Below are 17616 nucleotides of genomic sequence, written 5' to 3' on the forward strand. Positions count from 1 at the left end.
GACTGCGCACCTTACCCATTTGGACACCTCCTATGCGGAAACGATACGACTCTGCCTCTCGCGTGTCAAGGCTTAAGTGAGGTCCGAAAAGAGGCTGGCAGCCTCCTAATTGCCTTGACAAGCCGGGGCGTTTGTGGTAGGGTTATGTCTGTTGGGATAAGAAGATGGCCGTCCACGGTTGCCGCCGTGAACGGCCAGTAGTGCAAGCCCCTGTAGCTCAAATAGATAGAGCCACCGCTAGCTACGTGTGAGATGCGGGTGCAAGACCCGCCAGGGGCACACCTAATATACACCGGATTCCCCAAATCGTCAAGTTTCAATGGGGTATCCATGGGAGTAATCCATGAATCGGCTCTCCGTCGATAGACGCGCCCAGATTGTCCGAGTGCTCGTAGAGGGAAACTCGATCCGCGCCACCTGCCGCATGACCGATACCACCAAGGGAACCGTGCTCAAGCTCCTAGTGGACCTTGGCCGTGCGTGTTTCGAGTACCAGGACAAGACCCTACGGAACCTGCCATGCAAGCGGCTCCAGCTGGACGAGATTTGGAGCTTCGTCGGCGTGAAGGAGAAGAACCGCCCGGAGCGTGAGCGCGGCAACTATGGACGCGGGGACGTTTGGACGTGGACGGCGCTCTGTGCCGATACGAAGGTTGTCCCGTCTTGGCTCGTATCGTCGCGGGACGCGGGAGCGGCCACGGAATTCTGCCAGGACTTGGCGGGCCGTCTCTCCGGGCGCGTGCAGATCACCACCGACGGCCACCGCGCCTATTTGAACGCGGTCGAGGATGCGTTCGGAACGGACGTGGATTACGCGGTGCTCCAAAAGCTGTACGGGGCCGTTCCTGACGAGGTTCGGTACAGCCCGGCCAAATGCATCGGATGCCGCCGCGATTCGATCACTGGCGATCCTGACCCCCGCCATGTCTCCACGAGCTACGTGGAACGCCAGAATCTGACCATGCGCATGTCAATGCGACGGTTCACGCGGTTGACCAATGCCTTCTCAAAGAAGCTGGAGAACCTAGAGGCTGCGGTTGCCCTGCATTTCATGTGGTACAACTTTGGGCGGATTCACCAGACATTGCGGGTCACGCCTGCGATGGAGGCCGGAGTCGCGGATCACGTCTGGGCGGCGGAAGAAATCGTGGGCCTCTTAGAGTGAAAACGACCCACTACCCCGTCCCGCTCCACCGGAGATGTTCGACCCATGCCCGCAAACCTGACGCCGCAATACAAGGAGGCGGAGCAGCGATTCCGTCATGCGACCTCGCATGACGAGAAGCTCGAAACGCTCCGGGAGATGCTGGCGCTCCTGCCGAAGCACAAAGGCACGGAGAAGATCCAGGCGGATCTGAGACATCGCATCGCGAAGCTCGAAGAGGAAGGAGAGCATGCGAGGCGCGCCGGACCGCAGCGCTTTGACCCCGGGCACGTTCGCCGCGAGGGGGCCGGACAATGGGTCCTGATCGGACCACCGAACGCGGGGAAATCGGCGCTGGTGCGGGCGCTGACCCATGCCCGCCCGGAGGTGGCCGCGTATCCTTTCACCACGCGCGTGCCGCTACCCGGGATGATGCCGTTCGAGGATGTGCAGGTGCAGCTCGTGGACACCCCCGCCGTGGCCCCGCACCACACGGAGCCCTACCTCGCGAACCTGGTCCATTCCGCCGACGGAGTTCTTCTCGTGCTGGATGTGACATCCGACGACCTGGAAGAGAGCGCACGGGAGCTCGTCTCGGTTTTGGAACGGGGGCGGGTGTGGCCCGAGGACCGGCTCCTTCCGCCCGATGCGCCCACATTTCTCCAGGTGAAACCCGTGCTCGCGGTCGGCAACAAATGTGATCTCGACCCGGATGGCACGTTCGCGGCGCTCGCGCGGGACTCGATCGCTCCGGGGCTCGCGTTTCACTCCGTTTCCGCCGAGCACGGAGCGGGCCTCGAGGATCTCCGCCCCGTGCTCTTCCGGCGGCTGGGACGAATCCGGATCTACGCCAAGGAGCCGGGGAGGAAGCCCGATCTCGAAAAGCCTTTCGTCTTGAAGCACGGGGCTACGGTGCAGGCCCTCGCGCTCGCGGTGCACAAGGAGCTCGCGGAGCGCGTCAAGTACGCGCGGATTTGGGGAGCCGCCCGGTTCGACGGGCAGCAGGTCGACAGGGAACACGTGCTCTCCGATCGGGACGTGGTCGAGTTGCATGCATGAGGGGGCCGGGTCCGCACCCCGGCCATGCCCTTTCCCCGGAGCCGAAACGGCGATGCCCCAGGACGTGAGGCAGCAGAGTCTCCTCCGATCGGTCAACCCGGCGACGGGTGAAACCCTCCAGGAATACGAGGAGACGGATCCGCGCGAGGTCGATGCCGCGCTGCACCGGGCCAATCGCGCCTATGCCGTCTGGCGCGGCGAAGGATTTCCCAAGCGCGCCTCGGCGATGCGCCGCGCGTCGTCCATCCTGGTCGAGCGGAAGGAACGCTACGCCGCGCTCATGGCGCGCGAAATGGGCAAGCCTCTCGCCCAGGGCAGGAACGAGATCGAGAAGTGCGCGTGGGCGTGCGACTATTTTGCCGAGAACGCCGAACGCTTTCTCGCGGCCGAGCGGGTGCCGACCGACGCGAAGGAGAGCTTCGTCACGTATTCTCCGCTCGGCGTCGTGCTCGCGGTGATGCCCTGGAATTTCCCCTTTTGGCAGGTGTTCCGTTTCGCCGCCCCGACGCTCATGGCCGGGAACGCGGCGGTCCTCAAGCACGCGTCCAATGTTCCCGGTTGCGCGCTGGCGATCGGCGATATCTTCCGGGAGGCCGGGTTCCCGAACGGGCTCTTCGAGGTGCTCCTCATTCGATCCGAGCAGGTGTCCCGTGTGATCGAATCTCCGGAGATCGTCGCAGTCTCCCTGACGGGAAGCGCCGCGGCCGGACGCCACGTGGCCGGTCTCGCGGGGCGGGCGCTCAAGAAAACGGTGCTCGAGCTGGGTGGAAGCGACGCCTACGTGATTTTCTCCGACGCCGATCTCGACGGGGCGGCCGAAACTTGCGTGAAGTCGCGCCTCATGAACAGCGGCCAGAGCTGTATCGCCGCCAAGCGCTTCATCGTGCCGGGCGGAATCCACGATCGGTTCGTACAGCTCTTCGTGGAAAAAATGAAGACCAGGCGCCTCGGCGATCCGCTCGACGACCGCACGGACATCGGTCCGCTCGCCCGAATGGATCTTCGGGACGAGCTGCACCGTCAGGTCGAGGCGAGCTGCCGGGCCGGCGCGCGTCCGGTGCTCGGCGGAACGGTGCCGAAAGGGCCCGGTGCCTACTATCCTCCAACCGTTCTGACCGACGTGCGGAAGGGGACGCCCGCCTACGCGGAGGAGCTTTTCGGCCCCGTGGCCGCGATGATTCGCGTCGCTGACGAAGAGGAAGCGATCCAGGTCGCCAACGATTCCCCCTACGGGCTCGGTGCGGCCCTCTTCACCAGCGACGTCGGCCGCGCGAAGCGCCTCGCCGCCGAGGCGATCGAGGCGGGAACGTGTTTCGTGAACACCCATGTCCGATCCGATCCGCGCCTCCCGTTCGGCGGGATCAAGGACTCAGGCTACGGCCGTGAGCTGTCGAGCTTCGGGATTCGTGAGTTCGTGAACATCAAGTCCGTCTTCATCGGGTGAGGGACTCTAGGGAAAGCCACCGACGCGGGAGGGAACCACCATCATGACTCGGGGAACGCGGAACCGTTGGACGCTCGCAGCCTGTGGATTGCTGGTGCTCGGGATCGGAGCGGCGGTTCTCGCCGCCAATCCTTCGCCAACCTCCGAGAAATACCTCTACATCTGGGCTGGAGATCAGGCGCGAAAGGCTCCCGATTTTCTCGCCGTGGTCGACTTCGACCCCCACTCACCGGGCTACGGAAAGGTCGTCACGACGCTGCCCCTCCCGGAGCCGGGAGCGACTTCGAACGAGCCTCATCATGTCGGGCTCTCGAGCGACGGCAAGATCTTGGGTACCGGCGGACTCTTGAGCGTTCTGAAGGGGCAGAAGGAGGTTTTCTTCTTCGATGTCTCGGACCCGAGCCATCCCAAGTTCATCCAGTCGGCGGATCCGCCGCAGTCGGCGATCACTGATGAGTTCTACCCGCTGAGCGGCGGCGGGTTTCTCGTGACCATGATGGGCGGGGCGCAAGGTCATGACCCCGGGCGCGTCGTGGAGTTCGACAAGGACCTCAAGCTCGTCGGCGAGTACCCGGCAGAGCCGCCGCAGAATGGCTTCAACCCGCATGGGATCTCCGTTCGTCCGGAGGCGAATCTCATGGTGACGAGCGATTTCATCTGCCCGGCTTCGACTCTCTCGGCATCGGAAGGGGATCTGATGCTGCGCGGCGGCGTTCGCGTGTGGGACTTCAAGGCCCGGAGCATCGTGAGATCGGTCGAGATCCCGGGGGCGGGCGGCACGATCGATGTACGGCTGATACCCAGGGACGAGAACATGCGCGCCTACACGGCCGGGATGGGCGCGGACAAGCTCTACCTGGTCGACACGAAGAACGGAACGGCCGCGGCCGTCTTCGATTTTTCTTCCATCGCCAAGGGGGGCTGGCCGCAGCTCATGCGGATGACGTCGGACGGCAAACGGCTCTTCGTCACGATGAACCAGGCGGGCAAAGTCGCGATGTTGGACACTTCGAAGCCGGACTCACCCAAGCTGCTCCAGGTGCTGGACCTTGGCGCCAACGCCGGGCCGCACTATCTCGCGCTCACCAAAGACGAGAAGAGGCTCGTCGTCAGCGATTATTTCCTGAACGAGGACGATGCGGGCAAGGTCCACGCGGAAGGGGACCACAAGATCCACGTGGCGAGCGTGTCGTCGAAGGGGCTCACGCTGGACCCCAAGTTCAACCTGGATTTCAACACGGCGGTCGCGTCGGGCCCGGCCAGGCCGCACGGCGTTGCCATGAGCCGCTGACACGGGGTGCCGGCGGCCCCGGGGGTCAGGGGTCCCCCCCACGGGGCAGCGATCAACGGACGATGCAGCGGTCGCAGGCGATAATCCCCATCATGATGTAATAGGCCGCGATATGGGCGTTCTGGTCGGCGTCTTTTTCGCCCAGCTTGCTGCTCGCCGTGCACGTGACGGCAATCTGGATCCCATCCGCGAGCGAAGTGCGGGACACGGTGTATCCGAACCGGATGCTCGATCCTGCTTCCACCGGGGCCGGAACCTGCGCGTAGGTCGGAGGGTCATAGGTGACGAGCATGGAGTCGGTGACCGAGCGAAGCTTCATCGAGGCATACCGGTCGACGAACGCATGGGCCCGGTCCCACGTCTGGAGCGATCGCTCCCGTGGCACCGTGAACGTGAGCGGCGTTCCCATCGCGAGGTGGAGCGAGGCCTGTTCGTCTCCCGAGAGTTGAAAGACCGAGCTGGCCGCGCATGAGAGCACCCCGGCCACAAGCATGGATGCGGCTGCGCGTGCCACGAAGAGTCCCACGCAGTCGATTCTAACCGCGCGTTCCGGCGTGTTCCAGGCCCCACTGGCGGTGCCCTGGGTCTTGCGAGCGAGCATGCGAACATTAACCGAGGGGAGGTCCATGATGAGACAAGACGCATGCCTTCGCCACCTCACCCTGCCCGTCCTGCTGGCGATCGTCGCGATGACCGCCCAATCTGCGATGGCGGTGGACTGCGCCAGGGATTCGACCGGGCTGATTCCGCTCACCGACTTGGGCCCCGGTCTGTATGGAGGGTTTCAGGGAGGTCTCTACAGCGGCGGAACGAACGAGCGCCCGGCGGCGCACACCCAGGCGGGGCTTTCGATCGCGAATTCGATCGCTCCCCTCGATACGCTGGGGAACCCGGATCCGCAGTCAGGCAAAGTCGTTCTGATTTCGATCGGAATGAGCAACACGACCCAGGAATTTCAGACGTTCATCCCGAAAGCCATGGCCGATCCGCTCAAGAAACAGAGCGTGATGGTCGTTGATTGTGCCGTGGGAGGGATGTCGGCCGATCGCATCAAGGATCCCCGTGCCGCGTACTGGGATTCGGTGGCCACGAGACTCCGCCGGACCGGGTCCTCGCCGCTCCAGGCCCAGGTCGTCTGGCTCAAAGAGGCGATCGCGGGGCCGCGGGGCGGATTCCCGGCGTCGGCCGAGACCCTTCAATGGTACCTGGGCTCGATCGCGCGGATCATCGGACAGAGGCTCCCGAACGTGCGCCTTTGCTACATCACCAGCCGGATCTATGCAGGCTACGCCACCACCAACCTGAACCCCGAGCCTTATGCCTATGAATCGGCGTTCGCCGTGAAGTGGCTCGTCGATTCCCAAGCTCGAGGGGACAGCCTGAACTACGATCCGGCACGCGGCGCGGTCGAGGCGCCATGGCTCTCGTGGGGACCTTACCTCTGGGCGGACGGGTTGAATCCGCGCGGGGACGGGCTGACCTGGCCGTGCAGCTATTTCCAGAGCGATGGGACGCATCCCGCCATGGGGGCCCGGGTGATCGTGGCCGACAGTCTTCTGGCGTTCTTCGAGCATGACCCCACGACCGTCCCCTGGTGGAGCGTGGGCACGGTGACCGGCGTGGGCGCCTCTGGCCCCCGGCCGAGCATGTCGCTGACGGTGGCCCCGAACCCCTCCACGGGGGGGTCCAGGATCTTTTTCGCGGCCTCGGCCGGAAAGAAGTGGCGTCTCGAAGTGTTTGATCTCGTGGGACGCCGCGTGCGTGAAATCGGACACGGGACCGGCGCCGGGGCGCGTGAGGAAATCGGCTGGGATGGACGCAGCCAGGCTGGGGACCGCGTTCCGCAGGGTGTCTACTGGATCCGGCTCACGTCGGATGGCGCTCACGTCTCGAGTCGAACGGTGGTCCTTGAGTCGCGGTAGACGCGGGGCGAGAGTAGCGGCGTGTCTCTCGACCGCGCTGGCCGCGCTTTTCGTGGGGGCGCCCCTGGCGGGCGCGAATCCCGGGGCCGAGGGAGAACCCGCCTTCGGGATCTCAGGCTATTTCAAATTTCCGCCGCGCATCAACGAGCCCTCGCCCCTCCTCGTCCGAGTCTGGGGAGAGGACGCCTACGACGGGCCCGTGACGAGCATCGCCAGGATCAGCGTCCCGGAGGGAATCGAAGTTGTTTCGGGAGACACGGTGAGCGTCGCGCATGTCTCGAGGCGATCGAGGAAGCATGCGGGGCGGGTGTTCCAGATCATGATCCGCCCGGTGCGGGTCGGGAGCTACGTGATTCGCGGTTGGCTTGGAATCGAAGCGGGGGAGGAGCGGGGCTCGGATGAGACGGACTTCCTCCTGCCGATCGAAGTGAGACCGGACACGGTGATCTACGCTCGGGCGCCGCGCGCGACCCGTTTCGAGACCGTGCGTGGAGGGCAGAGGTATCGCTACGGCGGGCGCTATCTCGTTCCCATCGACAGCACCGAGGCCCTCCTGGAGGACGAGATCACGGAAAAGCCCAAGCCCTTGACCCAGGAGGCCGCGCTCTGTGCCGGTTGCGCCGCCCCGCTCCCCACGGTCGTGCCGTTCGTTGTGATGGTAGGAAGGGACGGACGGTTGCACGACTCGCGTTTCCTCGATATGGACGAGCAGGGAACGATGGATCCCGACGTGGTCGCCGCCGCGAGCGGGGCGCTTGCGCGGTGGACGTTCGAACCGGCGCGCGTGGACGGCCGTCCGGTGGCGGACTACGTCGTGGTTCGGGTCCTGGTACGGGGCCGGGAACCCTAGTCATGGTCGCGGGGCCGAAGCCCGGGTGCGCGATCGCCGGCCCGCCCTAGCGCGGGATTTCCCCCGCGAGAATTCGCGCGAGCTTCGTCAAGTCGATATTCCCGCCCGAGACGACACAGACGATCTTCCGACCCTCCGCATCGCCGCGGAGCGCCGCTGCGACCGGTGCCGCGCCGGCGCCTTCCGCGATCACTCGATTCCGTTCCGCGAGAATTCGGATCGCGGAGGCGACCTCCTCGAGCGTCACCACGATCGAGCCCTCGACGAATCCTCGAACCATCGGCCACATTTCCGGAAGAACGCTTCGTCCGCCGATCCCATCGACGAAGCTCGCGCGATGCTCGATCGTCACAGGCGTGCCGGCCGCGAGCGACGCGGCGAGCGGCGCCGCGGTCTCCACCTCACACGCGTAGGTCCGGACCGTTGGTCTCTTCGCGAGCACCGCGGCGGCGACGCCCGAGAGAAGCCCGCCTCCGCCGTAGGGAACCAAGATCGAGTCGGTGTCTGGGAGGTCCTCGAGTATCTCGAGCCCGATGGTCCCGTTTCCGGCGATCACGGCCGGATCGGACACCGGATGGACGAAGACCCCTCGCATGCCCGGATAGCGATGCTCCTCGATGACCCGCCACCACGTTTCGAATGGGACCTTCACGACGGTGGCGCCGAGCCGCTCGATCGCCTCGAGCTTGGTTTGCGGCGCGCGATCCGGGACGATCGCGGTGCAGGGGACCCCCATGGCGCGGGCGCTCCAGGCCACCCCCTGCGCCATGTTTCCCGCGCTCGCGGTATAGACGCCGTTTCGGAGGGCCGCCGGGTCCGCGAGCCGCATCGCGTTCGCCGCGCCGCGGAGCTTGAAGGACCCGATGGGTTGGAGGCTCTCGAGCTTGAGATAGATCCCGCCCGGCGCTTCGGGAACGTTTAAGGGAACCAGGGGCGTGCGGACCGCGGAACCGGCGATGCGCTCCCGCGCGGCGAGGATCTCCTCGGGTCGGGGTGGATCAATGGCCTTGATCGCGCCGCCCTCCCAGCTCGATCGCGATTCCGGCTCCGCTCTCTCTCGCCTTTTCATAGACGTGGTGCGCCGCGGCAAGATCCTCGACCGCGAGCCCGACCGATTTGAAGAGCGTGATCTCCTTCCCGGACCGACGGCCCTCGATGCGACCCAGGAACGCCTCGCCTACCTCGCCGACGATATGGTCCTCGCCGATCGCCCCTTCGGTCCGAGGGATGAGGAAATCCCCGGCTTCGTGGAGCGCGGATTCGAGACGATCGACGTAGAGCTTCGCGCGCTTGACGGCCGGGGTGTCCAGCTCGCGCCCGGTCGCGAACGAGGAGCCGACCGCGTTGATGTGGACGCCGGGAGAGAGCCACTCGCCGCGAAGGACCGGTTCGCGCGACGCGGTGGTGGTGCAGATCAAATCCGCGCGCTCCACCGCGGCGCGCGGGTCCGCGACCGCCTCGACCGGCGATCCGTAGCGCGCGGATTCCCGCTCGGCGAACGACCGGGCGTGCGCGGCGTCGCGGCTCCATACCCTGACTCTTCGGATGGGCCGCGCCACGCGCATGGCCTCGAGGTGCGACGCCGCCTGCACCCCCGAGCCCAGGATCGCGAGGTCGCCGGCGTCCTCCCGCGCCAGAAGCCGGGTGGCGGCGGCGCTCACCGCGGCCGTCCGGATCGCCGTGATGGAAGTAGCATCGATCACGGCGAGAAGCGAGCCGTGCTCGATCTCGAAGAGGAGCACCACCCCCTGGTGCGAGTCGTACTCCGTGCCGTGGTTTCCGGGCATGACCGAAACCGCCTTGAGTCCCATCGATGGCGGCGCTCCGAGATAGGCCGGCATGACGCCGAGGAGCCCCGATCGGTCGGGCAGCCACACCGCGGTGCGGAGCGGGAGGACGGCGTGGCCGCGGCTGAGCGTCCGGAGGGCCTCGGCCATGAGATCCACGCACTCCGCCATGGGAAGAAGCTTGGATACGTCTCGTTGCGGGATGACGAGGGTGCTCATCTCTCGTAGCCCTCCTGGAACGCCGAGCACGCGCGGGCCAGGTCCACGTTGCCGCCCGAAACGACGGCGACGGTGCGGGCGCCCTCGGGGAGCCGGACCCGGCCCGAAAGGAGCGCCGCGGAGGCGGCGGCCCCCGAGCCTTCGACGTAAAGCTTGGCGCGGGTGATCAGGAGCTCCATCGCGGCGATAATCTCCTCCTCCGAGACGTTCACGATCTCATCCACGAACCGACGGGCCACCTCGAGCGGGATCGCGCCCACGAACGGAGGCGTCATCCCGTCGGCGAGCGTGTTCGACGGCCGGGTCACGGTCACGGGCTTCCCTGCGTCGAGCGCCGGCTTGAGCCCCGGTCCCGCTTCGAGCTCCACCGCGATGACGCGGGTCATCGGGCTCAGCGCCTTGACCGCGCACGCGACGCCGCTCAGGAGACCTCCCCCTCCCACCGGGACGATCACCGCCTGCGACTCGGGCATCTGCTCCATGATTTCGAGCCCCACCGTGCCGGCTCCGGCGAGCACGACGGGATCGTCGAACGGGTGGACGAAGGTGGCGCCGCGCGCGCGGCACTCCTCGTGGAGCTTGTCGAAAAGGGTCGCCCGGTCTCCGTGAAGGATCACTTCCGCGCCGTAGCCCCTCACCGCGTCGAGCTTGGATCGGGGCGCATCGACCGGCATCACGACCGCGCAGGGCACCCCGACCTGCCGCGCGGCCCATGCGACCGCCTGGGCATGGTTCCCCGCGGAGACGGTGATGAGGCCCCGGGAGCGCTCCGCGCGGGAGAGGCTCAGAACTTTGTTCAAAGCGCCGCGCGGCTTGAACGATCCGGTCTTCTGGAGGTTTTCGCACTTGAGATGGAGCCGTACTCCGGCACGGTCGCCGAGAGTCGAGGCGGATAGAAGCGGTGTGTGATGGACGCTGTCGCGAAGCCGATCCGCGGCGCGCCGGATTTCCGAGACCTCGATCACAGAGGGCCTGTTCGCGCGGGAGAGGGCTGACATCGGGAAACCGGGAGCGTAGCACAAGCCTCTTGAGGAATCGCGGCCGCGGGCGCATGGTATCCCGTCGCCCGTGCTCCGTCTAACGTTCCAGGGAGATCCAATGATGCGATATTTCGCGCGGTTGTTGGCAGCAGCTCTCCTCGCGGCCCTCGCCGGGGGCGGTCTTCCGCGGCCCGTCCTTGGCGCCGATTCGATCACGCTCTTCGCGGATCTGACCGAGGCGCCGCGCAGGATCATCCACGCGCGTCTCGGGATTCCGGCGCGGCCAGGGCCGGTCACCCTTTTCTACCCCAAGTGGATCCCCGGCGAGCACGGCCCGACGGGGCCGATCGTGAACCTGGCCGGTCTCACGATCACATCGAACGGGAAGACGGTGCCGTGGCGGCGCGACGATGTGGAAATGTACGCGATCCATGTCTCGGTGCCGGGCGGTGCCAAAAGCCTCGATCTGTCGTACGACTTTCTTCTCTCGGGGGAGGAGGAGGGGTTCACCTTTGGAGCGTCTTCCACCGCGAACCTGGCCGTCCTGAATTGGAACCAGGTCCTCCTCTACCCGACCGGGATCCCGCTGGACAGTCTGATCTACACGGCGACCCTCCGTCTTCCCGCGGGATGGAAGTACGGGACCGCGCTTCCGGTCGCGAGGGAGTCGGGCGGTTCGGTCGAGTTCAAGCCGGCGCCGATCGTGACGCTCATCGACTCGCCGGTCCTTGCGGGCCGCTATTTTCGTACGATCGCGCTCGCGCCCGAGATCACGCCGCGCCACGTGATCCACATCGCGGCGGACAGCCGGGAAGCGATCGAGATGCCTCGAGAGGTCGAGGAGCACTATTCGCAGCTCGTTCGGGAGGCGGGCGCGACGTTCGGCGCGCGTCACTACCGCGAATACCACTTCCTCTTGACCCTGAGCGATCACGTGCCCTCGTTCGGGTTGGAGCATCACGAGTCGAGCGACAATCGTGTGAAGGAACGAACGTTGATCGACGAGGATCAGAGGCTCCGGTCGGCGGACCTGCTTCCCCACGAGTTTGCCCACTCCTGGAACGGGAAACACCGCCGCCCCGCCGACCTCGCGACCCCGAACTACGAAGTGCCGATGAAGACCGATCTGCTGTGGGTGTACGAGGGCCTCACGGAGTACCTGGGGTGGCTGTTCGCGGCGCGGAGCGGACTCTTGACCCCCGAGCAGGCGCGCGAATACCTCGCGAGCGTGGCCGCCGAGCTGGAAAACGAGCCGGGCCGGACCTGGCGGCCGCTCCTCGACACCGCGGTCTCGGCGCAGTTCCTCTACGGCTCCGGGTGGCCCTGGTCCTCCTGGCGGCGCGGCGTCGACTTTTACAACGAGAGTCTTCTCTTTTGGCTGGAGGCCGACGCGATCATCCGAAACGAGAGCAAGGGCGCCCGATCACTGGATGACTTCTGCCGCCGCTTTCATGGAGGGGAGGGGGGCGCGCCGGTGGTGAGGCCCTACACGTTCGAGGATGTGGTCTCGACGATGAACGACGTTCAACCCTACGACTGGCGGAAGTTTTTCAGCGAGCGCGTCACCGAGGTGAGGCCGCACGCGCCGCTGGGTGGAATCGAGCGCGGCGGATGGAAGCTCACCTACGCCGACTCCGCATCGGCATATCAGAAAAGCCTTGAAAAGGCCAGGAAGCGGGTCGACCTACGCTACTCCATCGGACTCTATCTCAACGACGAGGGGGAAATCCTGGATCTCCTGCCCAGGAGCCCGGCCGCGAAGGCGGGGCTCGGCCCGGGAATGAAGCTGACGGCGGTGAACGGCCGGAAGTGGACGGCGGACGCGATCCATGAGGCGATTCGGGCTGCCGCGCGCTCCCGGAGCGCGATCGAGATCCTGGCGCAAAACGGGGATTTCTACGCGTCCTATCGAATCGACTACGTGGGTGGAGAGCGATATCCGCGGCTCGTGCGGGTGACAGAGGTGCCCGATCTGCTCGGGGTCGATCTCGCGTCGCACGCCGCAGGAGGCGCTGCCAAGAAACCCTAGGGCGAACCGATTCCCCGCCGCGCGGGGCCGCTTCAGGGGGCGGGGGACTCCGAGCGCCGAGCCGTGGGCCGTCTCATGGCCTTCGAGAGGGCGGCGGCGCAGCGGTCGCATCCGGGCTGGGCGCGCCGCCTGTGCATCCACCGTCGGAGGAGCCACCCGCCCGAGAGAAGCGCGGCGAGCACCGCGACCAGGTCCTGCCAGCCCGCGCTCACCCTAACCCCATGAGCTTTCCGCCTTGGTAGACCGCGAGGGAGGCGATCCAGGCGAGCCCGTTCATCATCACGACCATGAAAATCGGCCACCGCCAAGAGTTCGTCTCCCGGCGCACGACGGCGACGGTCGACATGCATTGGCAGGCGAGCACGAAAAACACCATGAGGCTCACCGCCATGAGCGGGGAGTAGGCTTTCCCCCCGCGCGGATTTTCGGCGTGGCGCAGCTTCTCCCGCAGGGAAACCGACGTCTGGTCCACGTCCCCCAAGTTGTAGACGGTTGCCATCGTCGAAACCATGACTTCACGCGCCGCGAACGAGGAGAGAAGCGCGATTCCGATCTTCCAATCGAATCCGAGGGGCGCGATCGCCGGCTCGATGAGACGGCCCGCGCGTCCCGCGAAGGAATCACGAAGGGAGATGCCCGCGATCTCGTTCTGGATCTGGGCCGCCTCGGCTTTCTTCGCGCCCGCCTCCGCGGCCCATCCGCGAGCGGCCGCTTTCGCCGCGTCATCCTCGACCGCCTCGAGCCGTTTCTCGAGGGGAAGGACCCGGCCCGGGCTCTTGGGATAGGAGGCGAGGAACCAGAGCACGATCGAGACCGCGAGGATCACCGTGCCCGCTTTCTGGACGAAGAGCCCGGCGCGGTCCCGGACGGTGAGGAGCACCGAACGCAAGGAGGGAAGGCGATAGGGCGGCAATTCCATCACGTAGAGCGGACGGCTTCCCCGGAGCGCGGTGCGCTTCAATGCCCACGCCACGAGCACCGCGGCCAGAATTCCCAATACGTAGAGGGAGAAGAGCACGAGCCCGGGGAGGTTCAGGAATCCGACCGTGCGATTCGGGATGAAGGCTCCGATCAGGAGCGCGTAAACGGGAAGCCTCGCGCTGCAGGACATGAACGGCGCGATGAGGATCGTCGTCAAACGGTCGCGCCGGTTGTCGATCGTACGGGTAGCCATGATCCCGGGAATGGCGCATGCGAAGGAGGAGAGGAGCGGGATGAAGGCGCGTCCGGAGAGCCCAACGCCGCGCATGAGTCGGTCCATGATGAACGCCCCGCGCGCCAAGTAGCCGGAGTCCTCCATGAGCGAGATGAAGAGGAAAAGGATCGCGATCTGGGGGACGAAGGTCACGACGGCGCCCACGCCGGCGATCGCGCCGTCCACGACGAGGGAACGGATCGGCCCCGCCGGGAGCGCCGGGGCGATGAACCGGCCGAGCGCCGATACCCCTGCGTCGATCGCGTTCATGATCGGTGTCGCCCACATGAAGACCGACTGGAAGACGACGGCCATCAGGAGAACGAAAATCAGAGGGCCGAGCACGCGGTGGGTCAGCACGCGGTCGATCCGCTCCCGGAGCTTCGCCTCGGGTTTGACCCGAAGCGTGGCCTTCCGGACCAGCTCTTCGATCGCGTGGTAATGGCCGATGGGCTCGTGGGAGCGCCACTCTGGAATTTCCGCGTCGAGCCGCGCGCGGAGCGTCATGACCTCCCGCCGTGCGGGGATCGGGGCCGCATCGATGAGCGAGTCCTCCTCCCCTTCGTCGAGGAGGAGCGCCATCGCGACATGAAAGCGGCTCAACGCCGCAAGGGGCCCTACGGGCGCGAGCATCCGCGCAATCCGCTCCGCCGCGTCTCGAAGCGGCTCGGGAAGGCCGCGCGTCACGGGCCGCGGAGGCGGGACCTCGCGCTCCATGGCTTCCATCAGCTGGGCGATGCCGCTTCCGGTTCGGGCCGAAATGGGGACGACCGGGGCGCCCAGAGCGCGCGAGAGGAGACCGGCGTCAATATCGAGCCCCTCGTCCCGCGCGGTATCCATCATGTTGAGCGCTACGAGAACCGGTCTTCCGATTTCGATCAGCTGCATGCAGAGGTAGAGCTGGCGATCGAGACACGTGGAGTCGAGCACGAGGAGCGTGAGATCGGGAAGCGGCGTGTGGGCCTGGACGCCCAGGAGCACGTCGCGCACCACGACTTCGTCGGGGGACCCGGGCCGCAGGCTGTAGGTGCCGGGCAGGTCGAGCAGCTCCAGCACACTTCCGGAGCGAAGCGCGCAAAAACCCGCCTTCTTCTCCACCGTGACGCCCGGGTAGTTCGCTACCTTCTGCCGTAACCCGGTGAGCTTGTTGAAGAGGGTGGACTTCCCGCAGTTCGGGCCGCCGGCGATCGCGACCAGCTTGCGCCGGCTCCGTCGTGGAGCGGGGTCGCGGAGCTCGAGGCGGACCGCGGGCTTCGATTCGACTTCCGCAAGCTCAGAAGGGATCGACATCGATTCTGTCTGCCTCGGAGGTTCGGATCGAAAAATGGGTGCCGCGGAGTCTGAGCTCGATCGGATCGCCCATCGGAGCCCGACGCACGAACGTGACAGGCGTTCCCGGGACGAAGCCCAGCTCCATCAGGCGGCGAAGGAGCCCCGGCTCACCCGACACGCGCCGGACGATCCCGCGTGACCCGGGCTCGAGCTCCGCCAGCTTTCTGGTGCGCCGGTCGGCGCGGTCGCGCGGCGGGGTCACTCGAGCGCCCCCTCCTCCGGCGGGCCGGCGAGCCCCGGGAAGGTTTCCGCGAGGCAGCGTCCTTCCTTGCAGACCGGGCACTCCTTGTGGGCTTCTTTGCCCGCGCATCGATGCTGGTACTCGCGGAACGCGGTCCGGAACCTGTTCGCGGCGGGGTGGTCGGAGCCGATGAAGGCGGTCAGACGCAGGAACTGGATCATCGATTCGGGACCCACGAGATGCTCGATCATGCACGCGTCCTCGTAGGCGATCTCTTGCGGAACGCGTAGGATGCTCGTAAAAAACATCGTGAGCACGTGGCGATTGGATTCCGTGCGCCGGGCCAGTCGGTGCCCGGCGTCGGTAAGCTCGACGCAGCCGTAGGGCTCGTGGGTTACCAGTCCGCGCGATGAGAGGGAGCGAAGCATCGAGGTGACCCCGCTCTTCGAAACGCCGAGCCGATCGGCGATGTCCCCCACGCGGGCGTGGCCTTTTTCGTGTTTAAGGCCGGCCACGGCCTGCAGATAGTGCGCCATGGAATGCGTCAATTCTTTGTCGTTGAACCGTTTCCAGATTTCCACGGGCGAGCCTCCGACCCTCTGGCAGCATGCTGAATAAAGTTAACCATGCTTAATATCCGAGATGGCCCGGCGATGTCAAGGGCTTTCCCCTCGGCCCGGCAGAGTTTCCGCGTGCGGACCTCTCCTAGAGTCGAAACCAGATCTTGCGGTGCAGGGGGGTAACGTAGGACCCGCCGGGAATGAGGGGCCGGGAGAGCGGGGTCGATTCCCACCCCATGGTCTCGATCGCCCGCTGGGCGGCCGGCGAGGGTCCGAACGTGCTTTCGTCGAACCAGGTCTTGACCGACACAAGATAGAAAGTCCCCTCGGCCCTCGTCTCATGGGGCGGAGCGCCCAGGGATTTCCTCTTCGACACGCCCTCCACCGAATAGGCGAGGTGACAGTCGATCTCGCAGAAGTACTTCTTCACTCCGGGCGCGAGCACGCGCTCCTGGCTCGTGAGCGACGCTCCGAAGAGAAGCGTCGCGTATCCGAGGAGGATCACGCCGAGGCCCATCGCGGTCCAGCGGCGCACGGCCGGCTGGTTCCGGACCGTGCCGTAGACCGCCGCCGCCGCCGCGAGCATGACGGCGAGGACCGTGCCGAGAAACAGGAGAACGACGATCGGGGCGTACTGGGGCATGAGGGACATACCATCCCCTTTCCTTTCGGCTAAATTTATGAAAACTACTTTATAGTACAAAGCATGGTCCGCGCAACGCCGATTTTCCCGCGCGGCCCCTGGCCATCGACGCGGGCTGCGGTTACACTGCGGGGGCGGCGATCCGCCTCCGCCCGGCGGAGGCCGCACTCCACCATGCACCCTGTGAATCTCCCAGAGCACCTGATCCTGGTCTTCGCCGCATTCTGTGCGGGGACGGTGGACGCGATCGCCGGTGGGGGTGGCCTGATCATCGTGCCGGCGCTCCTCGCGGTAGGGCTCCCGCCGCATTTGGCCCTCGGAACCAATAAGGGGCAATCGCTCTTCGGTTCGCTCGCGGCCGCGATCCGCTATGCAAGGGCAGGTCTCGTCGACCGGGATACGGGAAGGATCACGTTTCCGACGGCGTTCCTGGGCGCTTTGATCGGGACCACGCTCGTCCTCGTGATCCGCCCGGAGGTGCTTCGGCCGCTGGTGCTCGTCCTCCTCATCGTCGCCGCCATCCTCGTGACGATCGTGCGGCCCAATCCGCGCGGAGAGCCGCGCGGGAGCAAGGGCGGGGCGTGGTGGGCCGCGGGTCTCGTGGCGCTCGCGGTCGGCACCTACGACGGCTTCTTCGGACCGGGTGCCGGGACCTTTTACATCGCGGGGTTCGTCGTCTTTCTGAGGCTGTCGATGGCGCGCGCCAGCGCGGACGCCAAGATCGCGAATTTCGCCTCGAATGTGGCCGCGGCCGCGATCTTCGCCCATCGAGGCGTCATCGTGTGGTCGATCGCGCTCCCGATGGCGGGCGCGCAACTGCTTGGAGGATTCCTCGGCGCCCACATCGCCGTTCGCCGAGGAGATCGCCTCATCCGGGCGCTGGTGCTCGCCGTCTCTCTCGCGCTCGTGATCAAGATCGGCCGAGATCTCTATCTCGGACGCTGAGCGATGCGCCGGCAAGGAATCGGCGCCAGGCGAAG

17 protein-coding genes, 1 tRNA gene and 1 pseudogene (1 of these 19 only partly in view) are annotated in these 17616 nt (G+C 66.2%); 9 read left to right on the forward strand and 10 right to left on the reverse strand.

Features of this window, described 5'->3' with window-relative positions; translation table 11 throughout:
* Nucleotides 1-19 (reverse strand): annotated as a pseudogene (locus E6K76_04955) (hypothetical protein) (it extends 398 nt beyond the left edge of the window).
* Between the two features lie 187 nt (nucleotides 20-206).
* On the opposite strand from E6K76_04955, the gene E6K76_04960 reads away from it, so the two are divergent.
* The 5 genes from E6K76_04960 to E6K76_04980 all read left to right on the forward strand — a co-directional run bounded on the left by E6K76_04960 (nucleotide 207) and on the right by E6K76_04980 (nucleotide 4938).
* Nucleotides 207-279: transfer RNA gene (locus E6K76_04960), tRNA-Ala, on the forward strand.
* A gap of 64 nt (nucleotides 280-343) precedes the next feature.
* Complete coding sequence (locus tag E6K76_04965) at nucleotides 344-1165, forward strand: IS1 family transposase (protein ID TMQ59419.1); 822 nt, start codon at nucleotides 344-346, stop codon at nucleotides 1163-1165.
* A 45-nt stretch (nucleotides 1166-1210) separates the two neighbouring features.
* Nucleotides 1211-2203, forward strand: a complete 993-nt coding sequence (locus tag E6K76_04970) for a TGS domain-containing protein (GenBank protein ID TMQ59420.1) — start codon at nucleotides 1211-1213, stop codon at nucleotides 2201-2203.
* A gap of 52 nt (nucleotides 2204-2255) precedes the next feature.
* Complete coding sequence (locus E6K76_04975) at nucleotides 2256-3647, forward strand: NAD-dependent succinate-semialdehyde dehydrogenase (protein ID TMQ59421.1); 1392 nt, start codon at nucleotides 2256-2258, stop codon at nucleotides 3645-3647.
* A gap of 43 nt (nucleotides 3648-3690) precedes the next feature.
* The gene (locus E6K76_04980) at nucleotides 3691-4938 is read left to right on the forward strand and encodes a hypothetical protein (GenBank protein ID TMQ59422.1); all 1248 of its coding nucleotides are present in this window, start codon (nucleotides 3691-3693) and stop codon (nucleotides 4936-4938) included.
* A gap of 52 nt (nucleotides 4939-4990) precedes the next feature.
* Here the strand turns inward: E6K76_04980 and E6K76_04985 are convergent, their stop codons facing one another.
* Nucleotides 4991-5539 carry a hypothetical protein gene (locus E6K76_04985; protein TMQ59423.1) on the reverse strand — a complete coding sequence of 183 codons (549 nt, stop codon included), beginning with the start codon at nucleotides 5537-5539 and terminating at the stop codon, nucleotides 4991-4993.
* A gap of 25 nt (nucleotides 5540-5564) precedes the next feature.
* Here E6K76_04985 and E6K76_04990 point away from each other — a divergent pair, with 25 nt between their 5' ends.
* Nucleotides 5565-6860 carry a T9SS type A sorting domain-containing protein gene (locus tag E6K76_04990; GenBank protein ID TMQ59424.1) on the forward strand — a complete coding sequence of 432 codons (1296 nt, stop codon included), beginning with the start codon at nucleotides 5565-5567 and terminating at the stop codon, nucleotides 6858-6860.
* Nucleotides 6847-7710: a hypothetical protein gene (locus tag E6K76_04995; GenBank protein TMQ59425.1), complete on the forward strand. Its 864-nt coding sequence runs from the start codon at nucleotides 6847-6849 to the stop codon at nucleotides 7708-7710. Before E6K76_04990 ends, E6K76_04995 begins: the two co-directional genes overlap by 14 nt.
* Before the next feature lie 46 nt (nucleotides 7711-7756).
* Here E6K76_04995 and E6K76_05000 read toward each other — a convergent pair whose 3' ends face one another.
* From E6K76_05000 to E6K76_05010, 3 genes are read right to left on the reverse strand one after another with little or no spacing between them, the layout of a single operon-like run.
* The gene (locus E6K76_05000; protein TMQ59426.1) at nucleotides 7757-8779 is read right to left on the reverse strand and encodes a threonine/serine dehydratase; all 1023 of its coding nucleotides are present in this window, start codon (nucleotides 8777-8779) and stop codon (nucleotides 7757-7759) included.
* Nucleotides 8709-9716, reverse strand: coding sequence for an ornithine cyclodeaminase family protein (locus E6K76_05005; protein ID TMQ59427.1), 1008 nt, complete (start codon nucleotides 9714-9716; stop codon nucleotides 8709-8711). The genes E6K76_05000 and E6K76_05005 overlap by 71 nt, the downstream gene beginning before the upstream one ends.
* Entirely contained in the window at nucleotides 9713-10714 is a 1002-nt protein-coding gene (locus E6K76_05010) for a threonine/serine dehydratase (GenBank protein TMQ59428.1), read from the reverse strand. The genes E6K76_05005 and E6K76_05010 overlap by 4 nt, the downstream gene beginning before the upstream one ends.
* A gap of 100 nt (nucleotides 10715-10814) precedes the next feature.
* Here E6K76_05010 and E6K76_05015 point away from each other — a divergent pair, with 100 nt between their 5' ends.
* The gene (locus E6K76_05015; GenBank protein TMQ59429.1) at nucleotides 10815-12725 is read left to right on the forward strand and encodes a M61 family metallopeptidase; all 1911 of its coding nucleotides are present in this window, start codon (nucleotides 10815-10817) and stop codon (nucleotides 12723-12725) included.
* Nucleotides 12726-12757: 32 nt separating this feature from the next.
* Here E6K76_05015 and E6K76_05020 read toward each other — a convergent pair whose 3' ends face one another.
* The 5 genes from E6K76_05020 to E6K76_05040 all read right to left on the reverse strand — a co-directional run bounded on the left by E6K76_05020 (nucleotide 12758) and on the right by E6K76_05040 (nucleotide 16636).
* On the reverse strand, nucleotides 12758-12937 hold the full coding sequence (locus tag E6K76_05020; GenBank protein ID TMQ59430.1) for a hypothetical protein: 180 nt from the start codon (nucleotides 12935-12937) through the stop codon (nucleotides 12758-12760).
* Entirely contained in the window at nucleotides 12934-15210 is a 2277-nt protein-coding gene (gene feoB / locus E6K76_05025) for a ferrous iron transport protein B (protein TMQ59431.1), read from the reverse strand. Before feoB ends, E6K76_05020 begins: the two co-directional genes overlap by 4 nt.
* Nucleotides 15194-15562 carry a ferrous iron transport protein A gene (locus E6K76_05030; GenBank protein ID TMQ59432.1) on the reverse strand — a complete coding sequence of 123 codons (369 nt, stop codon included), beginning with the start codon at nucleotides 15560-15562 and terminating at the stop codon, nucleotides 15194-15196. Before E6K76_05030 ends, feoB begins: the two co-directional genes overlap by 17 nt.
* Entirely contained in the window at nucleotides 15451-16014 is a 564-nt protein-coding gene (locus E6K76_05035) for a metal-dependent transcriptional regulator (GenBank protein ID TMQ59433.1), read from the reverse strand. Before E6K76_05035 ends, E6K76_05030 begins: the two co-directional genes overlap by 112 nt.
* A 124-nt stretch (nucleotides 16015-16138) precedes the next feature.
* Nucleotides 16139-16636, reverse strand: coding sequence for a hypothetical protein (locus E6K76_05040; GenBank protein TMQ59434.1), 498 nt, complete (start codon nucleotides 16634-16636; stop codon nucleotides 16139-16141).
* 174 nt (nucleotides 16637-16810) lie between these two features.
* Here E6K76_05040 and E6K76_05045 point away from each other — a divergent pair, with 174 nt between their 5' ends.
* The gene (locus tag E6K76_05045; protein TMQ59435.1) at nucleotides 16811-17581 is read left to right on the forward strand and encodes a transporter; all 771 of its coding nucleotides are present in this window, start codon (nucleotides 16811-16813) and stop codon (nucleotides 17579-17581) included.
* Nucleotides 17582-17616: the final 35 nt, after the last annotated feature.

Source organism: Candidatus Eisenbacteria bacterium (assembly GCA_005893275.1).
Lineage (GTDB): Bacteria > Eisenbacteria > RBG-16-71-46 > SZUA-252 > SZUA-252 > WS-7.